Here is a 13,809-nt window from a genome sequence, read left to right as displayed (position 1 = left end):
TTAGCTGCCGATGCGCCTTCAGGTGGAATGGGGTTTTCCTGTAATACACGCTTGAATTTCCGCAAGGTGCGCAGGTTTGGCAAGCCAGGCGTCTACGCCTGCCGGTAACGATCCAAAGTTTAATCTCGGAACGGTGCCGCTGAATACGATGATGCGAGGTTCCCCGCCCGGGCATAGCCTCTTTAGTTCTGGCGCCAAGTCAAGGCCCGACTCGCCACGGAGATCGACATCAAGAAGAATCGCATCGGGCGCAAAGTTGGCAACCGCGCGTAGTGCAGCGTCACCGTTGCTGACGACCTGGACGGTGACGTCGCCATCCACCATCAAGCATTCGGCCGTCAGCTCGGCGGTGTCCGAATCATCGTCAACGATAAGTACGCGCATAGAGCCACCCCGATTCAGGCGACAGAAATGTCCAAGCGGCGGCCCAATTCTCGAAACGCAGCTTCCATCGCTTCCAGCTTGGAACTGTGCGCCAGATCCAGGAGGCGGTCAACCTGGGGGTTGTGGATGCCGAGTCGCCGCGCGAGTTCGGTTTTTCGCACTCCTTGACGCACCATCTCGTTTGACAGGAAGACCTTCGCGGTAGGCAGTGCGCCTAGCGTCACGCTGCCGTCGCCGACGGCTTCAGGCAGCGGGATAGGGCGGCGCGCGTCGATGTACATCTGTAGCACGGCCTCAAGCCCTTCTGATGCGTTGGCTTGTAGGTCGTGCTCGTCTTCACTTACGGATGCGCCTTCCGGCAGGTCCGGATACTGAATCAGGTTCGTGCCGTTCGTGTCCGGCGTCAGGGTGTAGCAGTAGGTCAACATGGTGTGTCCTCTTTGATTAGGGAGGCATTCATACAACGGGTGAGAGGTGGCCCTTTCGGGCCCCCTCCTTTATTTCAGTCCAAGATCCTTTTTGATCTTCTGCACCAACCCCATACCGATTTCTTTACTGCCGTGGTCTGGAAAGCTGGTTTGCAGATCGCCAAGGGTTGCTTTGAAGTGGCTGCTACCTGATTTGTGGGGTTCTAACTTCACTCCCTGTTTCAGCAGCCACCGCCTGAGCTCGCTGTATTTCATTACCTCCCCTTCGTTGAATCGATAAGGAATTATACATCATAAATGATGTATGAAGCAATTTATTTGTTGTGTTGGATAAGACACTCCACCCTTCGTCACCGAGGGCCGCGCGCTGGGCATGGCGAGCGGGGTTAGGGTCGTCGCGTCGGGCGGCGTGCAGTTGGTGACACCCGGCAAGAACAAGAGGGACAGCATGAAGCTCAAGACACTTAAGCCACGACTCGCGACAGTGGGGGCCAGGCTTGCCCCCGCGCCCACGCCTAGCGCCAAGCGCATGACGGGCCGCAAGCTGCAAGATCGTCGGCTGCGCATTTGGTCCGCTGATCCGCACTGCGCGCATTGTGGAGCGTTGACCCTGTACCCGCACGGCTTCGAGCTCGACCACAAGGTAAGCCTGTTCGATGGCGGCGAAGACGCCGACGCAAACACGCAGGTGCTGTGCGTGACCCGCGACGCGCACGGGCGCAAGGTCGGATGCCACGACGCCAAGACACGGCAGGACATGGGATATAAGGGCCGCGCTGGGCGCGTTGGTATCTGTCTGGTGTGGCGTCCGCCGCGTTGATCATTGGGGCGACCCCCGATGCGGCCAGGGTGGCCCGATGGATCAGGCACGGCCTATCCATCTGCCTCACCAGAAGGCCGTAGCGCGTTGCATGGTCGTAGTGATGGTGCGTGCCCAGCCGCTCCGGCGTGGCGCCCTGGCGGCCCTGTGCGCGGGCGGCAGGGGCCACGGCAGAGGGGGGGGCGGGTCGAAAGTCTGGCGGGTTGCTGGACTGGAAACCACCTGTTCCCTCACGCGCAGAAAATTTCCCCTTTTCAAATTGGAATTCAAATGGCTGGAGTCAAAGGACGCAGCGGCGGCGCTCGTTCTGGCGCCGGCCGGCCACGGAAAAAGGTAGACGACACGCCCAAGGCGCCGCCTCCGCTGATCGAGGCGGACAACATGTTGGACCTCCTTCAGAAAGTTGCCCTCGGACAGGTGGAGGCGACCGCGCTACAGGTGCGCGCCGCGATCGCCGCAGTTCAGTACACGCACGCCAAGAAGGGCGAAGGCGGGAAGAAGGGCGAAAAGGACGCAGCCGCGAGAAAAGCCAGCGCCGGGAAGTACGCCCCGGCCGCAGCACCACCCCGGCTTGTCGTCAACAACTCCTAATCCGAAATGATCCGCCAGCGCGGCGGTGTTTGCCGCGAGGAACGCAATGCCGAAATGGACTACGTCTTGCCCTGACTGGGCGGAACGGCTGCGCGCCGGCAAGTCGATCATCCCGCCGCCCATCTTCCCCGATGAGGCCGAAGCCGGGCTTGCTGTGATGCGCGATTTACGGATCGTGGACGCGCCTGGCAGTCCGCACATGGCGGATGCGTGCGGTCAATGGGTGTTTGACCTGGCCGCAACCATTTTTGGAGCCTATGACTCGCAGAGCGGGCGCAGGCTCATCAAAGAATGGTTCGTGATGTTGCCGAAGAAGAACTTCAAGTCTGGCCTGGCGGCGTCGATCATGCTGACTTGCCTGATCCGGAACTGGCGGCGGTCGGCCGAGTTCACGATTCTCGCTCCGACAAAGGAAGTGGCGGACAACAGTTTCGGCCCAGCCAAGGACATGGTGAACTTCCTGGAGGAGGATGAGGACGGCGAGGAGTACAGCGAGCTCGCGGATCTGATCCATGTGCAAGAGCACGTGAAGACCCTCACGCACCGCGAGAAGAACGCCAAGCTCAAGGTGATCGCAGCTGACGCGAGTACGACTGCGGGGAAAAAGTCCGTTGGGATTTTGGTCGAAGAGTTGTGGCTCTTTGGCAAAGAGGCAAACGCCAAAGACATGCTCCGCGAGGCGTCCGGCGGCCTGGCGTCCCGGCCTGAGGGGTTTGTGATCTACATCACAACCCAGAGTGACGATCCACCGGCGGGGGTGTTCAAGGAAAAGCTCGACTACGCTCGCAAGGTACGAGACGGGGAGATCCACGATCCGCAATTCATGCCGATCCTCTTCGAGCATCCACCAGAAATGGTGAAGACCGAAGAATGCTTGCTCTTGGAGAACCTACCGATGGTCAACCCCAATATGGGGTATTCGGTGGACGAAGAATTCCTGGCGCGAGAGTACCGAAAGGCGGCTGACGAAGGGAAAGAGTCACTTAAGGGCTTCCTGGCGAAGTACGGAAACGTCGAGATCGGCCTCAATCTGCGTTCGGACCGGTGGGCGGGCGCGGACCATTGGTTGGCGCGCGGCAATAGAGTTTTGACGCTTCCCGCGCTGCTCGAACGTTCCGAGGTGGTGACCGTCGGCATTGACGGGGGCGGGCTGGACGACTTGCTCGGCTTCGGGCTCATTGGTCGAGAGCGTGGAACGGGGAACTGGCTGCACTGGGGGCGCGCTTGGGCGCATCCATCCGTCCTTGAGCGGCGCAAGGACATCGCCCCGCGGCTGCAAGACTTCGAGAAGGCCGGCGACCTGGTCATCGTGAACCAGATCGGCGAAGACACAGCCGAACTGGCCGCCATTGTGCGCCAGGTGTTCGAGGCGGGCCTGCTGCCTGAGAAAAACGCCATCGGCGCCGATCAGAACGGCGTGACTTTCAACGACGCACTGCTGGAAGCGGAGATCCCCGAAGACTTGATCGTGGGGGTGTCGCAGGGCTGGCGCCTGGGCGGGATCATCAAGACGGTAGAGCGCAAGCTGGCCGAAGGGACGTTTCTGCACGGCGATCAGCCCCTGATGGCCTGGAGTGTGGGCAATGCCCGTATCGAAGTGCGAGCAAATGGAATAGTGATCACGAAGCAGGCCAGCGGCACGGCGAAGATTGACCCGCTCATGGCCCTCTTCGACGCGGCGCAACTGATGTCGCTTAACCCATCGGCAGGCGTCAAGAAAATTCAACAGGGATTCGTGGTGATGTGATGGGACTACTTTCCAGATTCTTCGGCTCGGACGGCCAGGCGGCACAGCCAGACAGCCGACAAGAGCCAGCAATTGGCAACATCGCCGACGGCGGGACGGTCTCCTCGTCCGACATCCGCATGTACGAGATCTTCGGCGATCCTCGGACCGCGGCAGGTGCGGTGGTCAATGACCAAACTGCTATGCGGGTGTCGGCGGTCTACGCCTGTGTTTCGCTGATCGCTGGATCCATCGCGCAGTTGCCTCTGCCCATCTTCGAGCGCGTGGACGGGGCGCGGCAGCAGGTGGACCACGCGTACTGGTGGACACTCAACGAACAGTTTTGCCCCACTTGGGTAGCTTCTGCTGCGTGGGAATTTTTGATCACGCAGATGCTGTTGCGGGGCGATGGAATTGCGTACATCGTTCGCAACCGTGCCGGCGCAATGACGAGCCTGATCCCCTGGCCCCGCTCCCGTGTGGAGATCCGCGAACAGGAGCGCGAAAGCCCGCGCGAACTACGGCGATTGCAGTACACCTTCTACGACGATAAGGGATTCTTCACGGTCGATCAGGATGACGTGATCCACATCCCCGGCTTCGGATTCAACGGCATCAGTTCGATGTCGGTGATTCAGTGGGGGGCGCGCAACGGCATTGGCATCGCAATCCAGGGCGACGAGCATGCCGGGAAGTTCTTCAGCGAAGGTGGCAAGCCTGAAGTCGCGATCAAGGCGCCGGCGGCCATGTCTCCGGACATGCAGGAGGATTTCCGCGCCGCCTGGGTTGCCAAGTATGGCGGTATTCAGGGCAACCGCCGCATACCGTTGATTCTGACCGAAGGGTTGGATATCAAGGAACTGACGATGTCGGCGGTGGACCAGCAATTGCTGGAGTCTCGCCAATGGCAGGTGATCGACATGGCGCGAGCCTTCGGGGTCCCGCCGCACATGATCGGCGAAATGACAAAGTCCAGCAGCTGGGGTAGCGGCATCGAGCAGATGGGTATCGGCTTTGTGAAATACACATTGGCCCCGCACTTGAAGCGGATCAAGGGCGAGTTGAACCGAAAGCTGTTCCGCACCGCCCGGTATTTCACCGAGCACAACACGGATGGGCTCATGGCGGGCGACTCCAAGGCTCAGGCGGATTACTTCGCCAAGGCGCTGGGCGGGCCTGGTGCGCAGGGCTGGATGAGCGTGGACGAGGTCCGCCGCGTGAAAAACCTCCAGCCCTTAGGCGGTGATTTTGACCGTCCGACGCGGGCGGGCGTGCAAGCTCCATCCGCACCCGAGGACGATAACGATCAGGAAAGGGAAACAGAGAATGAAAATTCCGAAACTGCTTCAGCTGGCGCGCGATAACGCCTCTGAATCGAAGCCTCTGCGCGCGGAGGCGGACAACGGCGAACATACGATTTACCTGCATGGTGTGATCGGCGGTTGGTGGGGCGACATCGACGCGACCGAGTTTTCCAAGACCCTCTCTGGAATCAAGGCCGACACGATCCACTTGCGCATCAACTCGCCAGGGGGCGATGTGTTCGACGCCCGCGCGATGATGACCGCCATCCGTCAGCATTCGGCGAAGGTGGTTGCCCATATTGACGGCTTGGCTGCCTCCGCGGCGACCGACATTTGCATGGCCTGCGACGAGGTCGAGACCACGCAGGGGGCATTCTTCATGATCCATAACGCCTGGACAGTTGCCATCGGCAACAAGGCCGACATGCGGGAGACGGCTAATCTGCTTGAAAAGGTGGACGGCGCGATCACGGCCGACTATGTGGCCCGGTCCGGGCAGTCGGCGGATCAGGTCAAGACCTGGATGGACGCGGAGACCTGGTTCAGCGCCGATGAGGCGCTGGAACATGGCTTTGTGGACCGCATTGTGGAGGCTGCTGCGAAGAAGCCGGCCACCTCCAACGCTTGGAATCTGGCGGCCTACCAGAACGCGCCCAAGGCGCTGACCGAGCCGAAACGGCCGGATGTGAGTGACGCCCAGGTCCAAGCCCTGCGAAATGATCTTGAGCGGCGGTTTTCGCTGATCGAGGCCACCCCTGCATAAGCGGCTCCCGCACGCAGGACAACCCACCGCCTTCGGGCGGTTTTTTTTCGACTGAAGGAACCTAAGTTATGGCTTTCAATCTTCAAGCCGAGCGGGAGCGCCGCAACGCGCTGGCTAAGGAAACCCGCGCCCTGCTGGACAACAACCCCGGCGCCAACTGGAACGCCGACCACCAGAAGAAGTACGACGACAACACGGCTGAAATCGACCGTATCGACGCCTCCATCGAGCGCCATCAGAAGATGATGGATCTGACGGCCGAAAGCGACCTGCATGACGCTGGCGTGCGTGAACATGATGCCCGCCACGGCGCCAAGGGCAATCGCGGCACCGACGTGGCACTGTTCGATAAGTGGTGCCGTGGTGGCGACAACGCACTGAGCGCCGAGGACTGGACGCATATCCGCGGCGCCATGAGCGGCAATCCGGCAGTCAACCCGGAGCAGGGTGGCTACACCGTGCCCACCACTGTGGCCAGTTCCATCCTGGATGCGCTGAAGGCATTCGGCGGCATGCGGCAGGTCGCCCAAATCATTCGCACCGCGGGCGGCGAGCCCATGCAATACCCCACCAGCGACGGCACGAACGAAGAAGGCGAGATCGTCGCCGAAAACCAGTCGGCGACCGACCAGGACGTAAGCTTCGGCACGAAGGGCCTGCAGGTCTACAAGTTCAGCTCCAAGGTTGTGACCGTGCCCTGGGAACTGCTGCAAGACAGCTCGTCCGACATCGAAGGCTTTATCACGCAGCGCCTGAACACCCGCCTCGGTCGCGTCACCAACCGCCACTACACGATCGGAGCCGGCACGTCCGGCCCCATGGGCGTGGTTACCGCCGCCGGTGTCGGCAAGATCGGCGCCGTCTCGGCAATTCCGGTGATCACCTACGACGACCTGGTGGACATCGAGCACAGCGTGGACCCGGCGTACCGCCTGGGCGCGAAGTGGATGTTCCACGACGACATGCTGAAGATGATTCGCAAGATCAAGGATGATCAGGGGCGACCGATCTTCGTGCCGGGCTATGAGCAGGGGAACCCCGGCGGCGCGCCGGATCGCTTGCTGAATCGTGACATCCAAATCAACCAGCACATGCCGGTGCCGGCGGCCGCAGCAAAGTCCATCGCGTTCGGCGATTTCAGCCTGTACAAGATCCGCGACGTGATGGCGATCACGCTGTTCCGCTTCAACGACTCGGCCTACGTGAAGAAAGGCCAGGTTGGCTTCCTGGCGTGGATGCGCTCGGGCGGCAATCTGATCGACGTGGGCGGCGCAGTGAAGCTGTTCCAGCACGGCGCCGCCGCTTAAGCGGCCCCGGGTGATCGTAGGCCGGCGGGTGATCCTGCCGGCCTTCTCTTTCAAGGAAGAAACCATGGCACGAAAAACGACAGCCCAGGCCGCGCCGAGTGGCGATCCGCCGGCCCCGTCCGCTCTGTCTGACCAAGTGGACACAACGTCGCCTGCTGCCGCTTCGCCGGGGCATGGTGAGGCCGGAGGCACCGACCCGGCGGCGACACTGCCGGGTCCGCCCGATGCACCGGCGCTGGCCCCCGAGCCGGACACCCGAGAACGGGTGAAAGCTCTGGTGCTGCACGACAGCATCTATGGCAAGTGCGGCGAAGTGCGAGAGTTTGACGCCGACCATGTTTCCGCGCTGAAAGGCGCTGGCTACATCGACCCCCACCCGAAAGCGGTTGAATCGGCAGGAGGCTGACCATGCTGCGCCTGATTACTGCCGCGACGGTTGAACCCGTGAGCATGGCGCAGGTAAAGCGGCTTCTGCATATTGACCACGACGCACTGGACGAGGATATCCCCGGCGTCATTACCGCCGCGCGCGAACTGGTCGAACGCAGAACGGGCTTTGCATTGGCCGAGGCATCGTATGAATGGACGCCGGTCGGCGGCCGAGAGTCCCCGCTGCCTATCTGGCCCGGGGAAGCCACCAGCGAAGCCGGCGCTTTCCCGATTCTGTTCACGAGCAAGCCGGGGCCAGTGCCGGAGCCGTTAAAGCTCGCGATTGTCATGTTGGTGGGAGACATGCTTGAAAACCCCGAGGCTGCGGGCGAGAAGGTTCTTCACGAAAACCCGGGCTTCGCGCGCTTGGTGTTTCCCTACACCCGGGTGCGACCATGACCGCCCGTGCGCGGAATCGCCGCATTCTGGTGCAGCGACGTACTGGCGAGACCGACGAGGCAGGCCAACCTCTGAATGAATGGACGGACGTCGGCGTGCTTTGGGCAGGTATCGCAAACGAGACGGGGCTCGGGGCGATTCGGTCCAGTTTGCAAGGAAACGTCTCGCCATCCATCGCGCGTTACAGCTTCCTGGTGACCTTTGAGGCCGCCAGGGGCTTGGGCGTTGATGCGGGAATGCGCGTGCTTCACGACGGCGAGATTTTCGAAGTCAAGGGCATTACCCGCGACTTTAAGGACAGAAAGAGCGCGTTCGTGATCTGCGAGCAAGGGGGCAGCGATGGCTAAGGGGCTACAGGCGACGTTCGATACGTCCGGCTGGTCGGCCGGCCTGGATCGCCTGCTTGGTCCCGCAAGGGTCAGCCTCGCGCGCTCCATGGCCGTTGCTGGCGGCGAAGTGTTAAGGGATGAGGCCAAGGCACGCGTGAGCACGCACAGGGGTGTCCTGGCCAACGCGATCTATTTGGCGTTTCGGGAGGCGTATTCCACCGACAAGGAAGTCCAGTACGCGGTCACCTGGAACAAAAGCAAAGCGCCCCACGGTCACCTGGTGGAATTTGGGCATTGGCAAATCTACGCGGTGATTCGGAAACCGGACGGCAGCTATATCACCGACAAGCGCCGCAAGCTGGCGACGCCCAAATGGGTGCCTGCCCATCCATTCTTGCGACCCGCGTATGAGGCGGCGGCGACTCGGGCGCAAGCCGCGATGGTTCAACGGGGGCGCGAGCGATTGCCGCAGGTGCTGGCCGCCCAAGGGGGGAACGATGAGCCTTGAAGCAAAGCTGAAGACGCTCTTGGGGCCTCTAGTGGACGGGAGGGCATACGCGGACGTCGCGCCGGACAAGCCGGTGTTTCCGCTGATTGTCTACCAAGGCGCCGGCGGCATCGAGCAGTGGTATGTCGAAGGCAAGCGACGCGAAAAGCGCCACCAGCGCATGCAGCTTTACGTCTGGTCCTCAAGTCGCGCCGAGGCGAGCGCCATTGCCGACGCAATCGGTACCGCGCTTTGTGAAAGTGACTTTCCCGCCGTGGAACCCTACGGCGCACCGGTCAGCCTCTACGAAGAGGCGATCAAGAAGTACGGCACCCGCCAGGACTTCGGTATCTGGTTCCTTCCCTCCTGATTCTGACCCTCCACATTCGACCCGGCCCCGCGCCGGGTTTTTTCATTTGAGGAACACAAATGTCTTCCATCTTCATCAACGGCACCCGCTATGCCATTTCGACCGCGCTGGCTGCGGCGGTGCCCATCACTGCCATCGCCAACGCGAAGCCTGCCGTCGCCTCGGCGGCAACGCCGCCGGCGGACGAATCCATCCTGGTTCTGAAATCGGCCTGGACCAACTTGAACGAGACGGTCGCGCGCAGCGCCAATGCTGACGCCGACAGCTTCGAGCTCGAGGGCGTGGACACCACCAGCACAGTGCTTTACCCGGCAGCGGGGGGCGCCGGCAGCTTTCAGGCCGTCACGTCCTGGGTCGAGTTGGACCAAGTACGCGACGTGGTGATGGCCGGCGGCGATCAACAGTTCTTCAACTATCAGTACGTCGAAGATCCCACCAGCCGCCAGCGCCAGAAGCCCACGTTCAAGAACGCGATGACCATGACCGTATCGCTTGACTACGACCCGGATAAGCCGTGGTATGCGGCGCTGATCGAGGCCGACCGTCTGCGCGAACCGGTCGTCGTTCGCGGCGTACTGCCCAACGGCTCCACGCTGTTCTATTACGCCTACCCCTCCTTCAACAAGGTGCCCGTGGGCCAGGTGAACGAGAACTTGCAGAACACTGCGGTCTTCTCGCTGATCGCTGACCCCATCCGCTACGAGGCCGCGTAATGACGTTCAAGATCAAATCGAACCCGACCATTGACGCCAGCATCACCATCGTCGGCCAAGGGCGCGAGCAGCAGCTGAATGTCACGTATCGGCACAAGACCGGCAAAGAGTACGACGCCCTGATGCAGCAGTTGGCGAACGACGAAATCACCACTGCGGACTTGCTGCTGCTGCTGATCGATAAGTGGGATGCGGACATGCCCGTGTGCAAGGAATCGATCGATTTGCTTTGCGAGCATCAGCCGGGCGCCGACTTGGCTATTGCCAGCGCTTTCAACGACGCCATCCGGGTCGAACGCCGAAAAAACTGACGGAGGCTGTGGCGGCTTTCTTGTTCGAGCCGCCATCAGCCGCGACGTTAGCGATGGCCGGGCTAAGTGTTAGCGACTTCCCCCGGCCCTGCGTGGAGCTCTGGCTCGACCACGTGCCGGCATTCACCCTCTTCACACGCAATTACACGCAGTGGCGTGTAGGTGCTGGAGGACCGATCGGGCTGGACTATGGCGTCCTGTATCACGATCTGGACCGTCAAGAGCTTCCTAATGCGGAGCAGCAGGAAATCATGGACGTTCTTCGGATCATCGAGCGGGCGGCCCTGGAAATCTTCCATAAGAGTTGAACATGGCACAGGAAAGCATTGGCACTGCGCGGCTAGACATTGTTGTCGATACCTCGCAGTTTGACGCCGCGATTGCTTCGGCCAAGCGCGGCACCAGCGATATGTCGCAGGCCGCGCAAGCGGACTACACGAAGCTGGCTGCTGTGGAGCGCCGCCGTGTTGACGCCTTGGTGAACCAGGCCAACACCATAGGGATGACCCGGAAGGAGCAGATCCTATACAACGCGGCCCTGCGTGGCGTGCCGACTTCGATCTTGGATGAGCTGAAGACGAAGCTCGCGGCGACAGGGACGGCGGCGGCTGCTGCCGGCAAGCAACTGAATCAGTACGGGGTCAGTGCCGCCCAGCAGTCTGCCGCGCTTCGCGGCGTGCCGGCACAACTTACGGACATCGTTGTTTCGTTGCAGGGCGGCCAACAGCCCCTTACGGTGTTGCTCCAGCAGGGCGGTCAGCTGAAGGATATGTTCGGCGGCATCGTGCCGGCAGCTCGGGCGCTCGGCAGTACGATTCTAGGATTGGTGAATCCGTGGACCGTCGCGGCAGGCGCTGTGGCGCTGTTCTCCACCGCTATCGTGGCCGGCAAAGGCGAGCTGCCCGAGTTCACCAACACTCTGATTCTGAGCGGCAATGCGGCCGGCCAGACCGCCGCCGGCATGTCGAACCTCGCCACGCGAATTGCCGACGTTGCCGGTTCTCGCGGCAAGGCCGTGGACGCGCTGAACCTTATCGCCGGGTCCGGAAAGATCGCCGGCCAAAACATGGAGGCTGTCGGCGTCGCGGCGGTAGCGATGAACCGCGCCACCGGCAAAGCGATTGCTGACACGGTGCAAGAGTTCGAATCGCTGCGCGGCAAGCCGGCTGAGGCAATTGCAGCCCTGAACGAACAGCAGCACTTCCTGACGCTGGAAATCTATCAGCAGATCGCCAGCCTTGAGCGGCAAGGGCGCACGCAGGAAGCCGCTGCGCTTGCACAACGCACCTATGCGGACGCGGTGAAGCAGCAGGCGCAGGAGGTGCGGCAAAACCTGGGCACGCTAGAAACCGCCTGGGATGCGGTCAAGCAGGGGGCCACCGGCGCCTGGGAGGCGATGAAGAGCCTGGGGCGTGCCCCGAGCTTTGATGACCTGACGAGCAAGCTGCGCGCGGTCAATGCTGAACTGGCGCAAATGCGCGCCAATGCCACGCCTCAGACGGACGAATCGCAGGCGTTCTTCGGGGACGGCGGTCGCGGTGCGCGACGGCGCGCCCGGCCGCTAGAGCAGGAGAGCCGCCGCCTGATCGCTGAGGCGGCAGCGTTGCAGGATCAGGCCGACCAAGCTGCAATTGTGGGATCGCAGAAGCGCCAGGAAGCCGAAAGGATCGCCGCCGCGACCCGACTGGCGGCGCTTGCCAAAGAAACGGAGACCAATCGCCAGAAGCGCGAGCGGGAGATTGCGCAGGTCAAGAAAGACTCCGAACTCACTGGCGCGACCCTGGAGACGCAGAAGAAGCTGATCGACCAGATCAATGACAAGTACAAGGATCCGGCGGTCAAGGCGTACACGGAGAACGCCGCAGCCAAGCTATTGCAGCAGTACCGGGAGGCAGAAGCGTCCTTGCGTGCTCAGATTGGCAGCGAGGACAAGCTTGCTACCTGGGGGCAGAAGCGCGCCGAGTTCGAGCAGCAGATTGCCGACCTGAAGGATAAGAAGATCCTCACGGCCGATCAAAAGAGCCTGCTCGCCCAGCAGGATCTGCTGCGGCGCCAGTTGGATCTTAACGTTGCGGCAGAAAAGGAACTCCGCACCAAGCAGGAAACCGCCAAGGTGGACGCACTGCGCGCCAGCTTGGCCTCCACTCGGGAACTGGAGCAACAGCAGTATGCCGACCAGGTGGCCGGGGTAGGGCTGGGCGACCGTGCGCAGGAGGAGCTTCGCGCGCGCCAGGGGATTTTGCGGGACCACCAGCGCCAGCAGGCTCAGTTTGACCGGTCGATGGCGTCGGGGCAGATCTCGCAGGAGACGTACCGGAGCGAGACGGCGCTCCTGCAAGAGCACCTGGGCCTGCGGCTGTCCATGCAGCAGCAGTACTTCGATCAGGTGCGCAAGGCGCAAGGGGACTGGAAGAACGGCGCGACTTCAGCGCTGGCCAACTATCTGGACTCCGCTTCGAACGTAGCGGGCCAGACCAAGGCGTTGTTCTCCAACGCCTTCCAGGGCATGGAGGATGCCATTGTCCGGTTCGCCACCACGGGGAAGCTGTCGTTTAAGGACTTCGCGACTTCGGTGCTTTCGGACTTGGCGCGCATTGCCGCCCGGCAAGCGATTGTGGGCATGGTCGGCAGCATCGTCGGCGCTGTGGCTGGCGCGGCAGCAAGCGGTATATCTGCGGGCGCCAGCTATCAGGGCATGGGCGGGGCCGCGACGGGCAGTGTGGAAGGCATGAGCGGGTCCTGGGGCGCCGTGGCCGGTGCGCGGGCTTCGGGCGGACCGACAGCGGCTAACTCGCTTTACCGCGTCAACGAGTTAGGGCCTGAGCTCTATTCAGAAGACGGGCAAACGTACCTCATGAGCGGGGCCAATGGTGGCTACGTCACGCCGCTGAAAAGCAGCGTGCCTGGTGCGGGGTCGGCCGCTGCGGCAGCGCCGTCCATATCGATTCAGGTCAACGTCACAGCGGACGGCAAGGACGAACGCAAAGGCGCCGGTGAAAGCGAAATGGGCGACCGCCTGGCTGATGGGATCGTCGCGCTGGTGCGCAGCGAGATTACCCGGTCGCACAAGCCCGGGGGCGCGGCCTGGAATGCGCGCAATGGGAGGGCCTAATGGCTGAAAGATTTACATGGCGGTCCACGGGCCAACCTACGGGCGTGACGACCTTTCGCCGCCTCACGGCGCAATTCGGCGACGGCTACCGGCAAGTGGCCGGCGACGGAATCAACAACAAGGTGCAGTCCTGGCCCCTGACGTTTTCGGGGGGCAGGGAAGAAATGGAAGCGCTTATCAGATTCCTGGATCGGCACGCTGGCATTGCCTCCTTCCTGTGGACGCCGCCGCTGGGGGCGGAGGGGTACTACGAGGCCCCCACGTACAACATCAACCCGGTAGGTGGCGACGTTTATTCGGTTTCCGCCACCTTCCAACAAGTATTTAGGCCGTAGA

At 62.1% G+C, this 13,809-nt stretch carries 19 protein-coding genes; 16 read left to right on the top strand and 3 right to left on the bottom strand.

Annotated features, from left to right (window positions below; translation table 11 throughout):
* Nucleotides 1–18 precede the first annotated feature (18 nt).
* The 3 genes from KYT87_RS21315 to KYT87_RS21305 form a co-directional block, all read right to left on the bottom strand.
* Nucleotides 19–384, bottom strand: a complete 366-nt coding sequence (locus KYT87_RS21315; RefSeq protein ID WP_052946093.1) for a response regulator — start codon at nt 382–384, stop codon at nt 19–21.
* 14 nt (nt 385–398) lie between these two features.
* Complete coding sequence (locus tag KYT87_RS21310; RefSeq protein ID WP_046806866.1) at nt 399–812, bottom strand: type II toxin-antitoxin system HicB family antitoxin; 414 nt, start codon at nt 810–812, stop codon at nt 399–401.
* A 69-nt stretch (nt 813–881) separates the two neighbouring features.
* Nucleotides 882–1,067, bottom strand: coding sequence for a type II toxin-antitoxin system HicA family toxin (locus KYT87_RS21305; protein WP_219990810.1), 186 nt, complete (start codon nt 1,065–1,067; stop codon nt 882–884).
* 193 nt (nt 1,068–1,260) lie between these two features.
* Between KYT87_RS21305 and KYT87_RS21300 the strand changes: the two genes are divergently transcribed.
* The 16 genes from KYT87_RS21300 to KYT87_RS21225 all read left to right on the top strand — a co-directional run bounded on the left by KYT87_RS21300 (nt 1,261) and on the right by KYT87_RS21225 (nt 13,808).
* Complete coding sequence (locus KYT87_RS21300) at nt 1,261–1,632, top strand: HNH endonuclease (RefSeq protein ID WP_219990809.1); 372 nt, start codon at nt 1,261–1,263, stop codon at nt 1,630–1,632.
* A 270-nt stretch (nt 1,633–1,902) separates the two neighbouring features.
* Nucleotides 1,903–2,223 carry a hypothetical protein gene (locus KYT87_RS21295; protein WP_127185228.1) on the top strand — a complete coding sequence of 107 codons (321 nt, stop codon included), beginning with the start codon at nt 1,903–1,905 and terminating at the stop codon, nt 2,221–2,223.
* Nucleotides 2,224–2,269: 46 nt separating this feature from the next.
* The gene (locus tag KYT87_RS21290; RefSeq protein WP_219990808.1) at nt 2,270–3,970 is read left to right on the top strand and encodes a terminase large subunit; all 1,701 of its coding nucleotides are present in this window, start codon (nt 2,270–2,272) and stop codon (nt 3,968–3,970) included.
* Nucleotides 3,970–5,313, top strand: coding sequence for a phage portal protein (locus KYT87_RS21285; protein ID WP_219990807.1), 1,344 nt, complete (start codon nt 3,970–3,972; stop codon nt 5,311–5,313). Before KYT87_RS21290 ends, KYT87_RS21285 begins: the two co-directional genes overlap by 1 nt.
* A complete protein-coding gene (locus tag KYT87_RS21280) occupies nt 5,276–6,016 on the top strand; it encodes a head maturation protease, ClpP-related (RefSeq protein ID WP_219990806.1) in 741 nt (246 codons plus the stop codon). The genes KYT87_RS21285 and KYT87_RS21280 overlap by 38 nt, the downstream gene beginning before the upstream one ends.
* A gap of 68 nt (nt 6,017–6,084) precedes the next feature.
* Nucleotides 6,085–7,323 carry a phage major capsid protein gene (locus KYT87_RS21275; protein WP_219990805.1) on the top strand — a complete coding sequence of 413 codons (1,239 nt, stop codon included), beginning with the start codon at nt 6,085–6,087 and terminating at the stop codon, nt 7,321–7,323.
* Nucleotides 7,324–7,351: 28 nt separating this feature from the next.
* A complete protein-coding gene (locus KYT87_RS21270) occupies nt 7,352–7,729 on the top strand; it encodes a hypothetical protein (protein ID WP_219990804.1) in 378 nt (125 codons plus the stop codon).
* A gap of 2 nt (nt 7,730–7,731) precedes the next feature.
* Nucleotides 7,732–8,151 (top strand): head-tail connector protein, encoded by a 420-nt coding sequence (locus tag KYT87_RS21265; RefSeq protein ID WP_120156196.1) that lies wholly within the window; start codon nt 7,732–7,734, stop codon nt 8,149–8,151.
* Nucleotides 8,148–8,498, top strand: a complete 351-nt coding sequence (locus tag KYT87_RS21260; protein ID WP_120156195.1) for a phage head closure protein — start codon at nt 8,148–8,150, stop codon at nt 8,496–8,498. The genes KYT87_RS21265 and KYT87_RS21260 overlap by 4 nt, the downstream gene beginning before the upstream one ends.
* Nucleotides 8,491–8,988 (top strand): HK97 gp10 family phage protein, encoded by a 498-nt coding sequence (locus KYT87_RS21255; RefSeq protein WP_219990803.1) that lies wholly within the window; start codon nt 8,491–8,493, stop codon nt 8,986–8,988. The genes KYT87_RS21260 and KYT87_RS21255 overlap by 8 nt, the downstream gene beginning before the upstream one ends.
* Nucleotides 8,978–9,337: a DUF3168 domain-containing protein gene (locus tag KYT87_RS21250; RefSeq protein WP_219990802.1), complete on the top strand. Its 360-nt coding sequence runs from the start codon at nt 8,978–8,980 to the stop codon at nt 9,335–9,337. Before KYT87_RS21255 ends, KYT87_RS21250 begins: the two co-directional genes overlap by 11 nt.
* A gap of 59 nt (nt 9,338–9,396) precedes the next feature.
* Nucleotides 9,397–10,050, top strand: a complete 654-nt coding sequence (locus KYT87_RS21245; RefSeq protein WP_219990801.1) for a phage tail protein — start codon at nt 9,397–9,399, stop codon at nt 10,048–10,050.
* Nucleotides 10,050–10,361: a phage tail assembly chaperone gene (locus KYT87_RS21240; protein WP_046806244.1), complete on the top strand. Its 312-nt coding sequence runs from the start codon at nt 10,050–10,052 to the stop codon at nt 10,359–10,361. The genes KYT87_RS21245 and KYT87_RS21240 overlap by 1 nt, the downstream gene beginning before the upstream one ends.
* Nucleotides 10,362–10,381: 20 nt before the next feature.
* Nucleotides 10,382–10,669 carry a DUF1799 domain-containing protein gene (locus KYT87_RS21235; protein WP_255593400.1) on the top strand — a complete coding sequence of 96 codons (288 nt, stop codon included), beginning with the start codon at nt 10,382–10,384 and terminating at the stop codon, nt 10,667–10,669.
* 2 nt (nt 10,670–10,671) lie between these two features.
* On the top strand, nt 10,672–13,473 hold the full coding sequence (locus KYT87_RS21230) for a phage tail tape measure protein (protein ID WP_219990799.1): 2,802 nt from the start codon (nt 10,672–10,674) through the stop codon (nt 13,471–13,473).
* Between the two features lie 44 nt (nt 13,474–13,517).
* A complete protein-coding gene (locus KYT87_RS21225; protein WP_255593399.1) occupies nt 13,518–13,808 on the top strand; it encodes a phage tail protein in 291 nt (96 codons plus the stop codon).
* The last annotated feature ends 1 nt before the right edge of the window (nt 13,809 follow it).

Source organism: Achromobacter sp. ES-001, assembly GCF_019448355.1.
GTDB lineage: Bacteria > Pseudomonadota > Gammaproteobacteria > Burkholderiales > Burkholderiaceae_B > Achromobacter > Achromobacter spanius_B.
The sequence above is the reverse complement of the archived record's forward strand: the minus strand, read 5'-3'. Positions and strand labels throughout refer to the sequence as shown.